1 protein-coding gene is annotated in these 917 nt (G+C 43.6%); it reads right to left on the bottom strand.

Annotation, left to right across the window (positions count from 1 at the left end):
• Positions 1 to 17 precede the first annotated feature (17 nt).
• On the bottom strand, positions 18 to 917 hold a 900-nt coding region (locus TW84_RS24625), incomplete at its 5' end, for a hypothetical protein (RefSeq protein ID WP_240478208.1).

The raw sequence follows: 917 nt of genomic DNA, 5'->3' as shown, positions 1-917 counted from the left end.
GGTAAATAAGCCAAGGGTTATTCCTCGGGCCTGCTTGACTCGAAATACTTAAACTCTGGTAGCGGCGTCCCTGACAAGCGTAATGATTGCGTTTCACTAACAGGGAAAGTTGTCCCTCGGGTAGGAGTCTTCAAAAATAGCTCTGGTAGGTCATCTAAATTGAACATGATCCTCGTATTGGTGAGTTCTTCACATGGTATTTTCCATTCATCAGAAAGGAGTCTTAATGCTTGAGCCATTTGCTGTTGTGAAGAAAAGAAGAGATAAGAACTACCAGTGGAATGATAACGAGACACCATCGTTTTTGCCACATCCTGATATTCACAGCTATCGAATTTATGGAACAATTCAATCACTTTTCTTTTTGAATTAAAGCGAGCACATAAACCGTCTTCACTGTGCCCGATTATCACTTCGGCTTCTTCATCCGGCTGGCGCTTTAAACGGGTAAACGAGAGTAAAATCAGCCCACCCGCACCGACAAGCACCATAGGGCCGACCGTGGCAACCATAAACACACAAACCCCCGCCCCAAACCAGGCCACCACCTGAGCTGCACTGTTGACCCAGCGCGGCATATTACGCCGCTTTTTAACCACTAACCCTTTCTCTGATAGCGTATAGTCAAAACGATAATCAAGTGCAAACGTTAAGTAACATACGCCTGACATCAATATAGATAGCCCAATCATCATGCTACTAAACAAGATATCATCTCTATCAAAAATCACATAAGTGAGAATATAAAGCGGAGTAATAGGTACCAGTGCGTAGCAAAAATACAAATAACGAAAAGCCTCTTCAATATCGTATTTATGCCAACGTATCTGATCGCGCCCAGCCGCTATCTCCTGTTCTTGCTGCTTTTGCTTAAGTGCAAACTCTTCTGGGGTGAGGTAAAAGGGTAAATAAGCCAA

It is taken from the genome of Vibrio neptunius (genome assembly GCF_000967495.1).
GTDB classification, from domain to species: Bacteria; Pseudomonadota; Gammaproteobacteria; order Enterobacterales; family Vibrionaceae; genus Vibrio; species Vibrio neptunius.
Note: the sequence above shows the minus strand (reverse complement) of the source record. Positions and strands in the feature narration are given on the sequence as shown.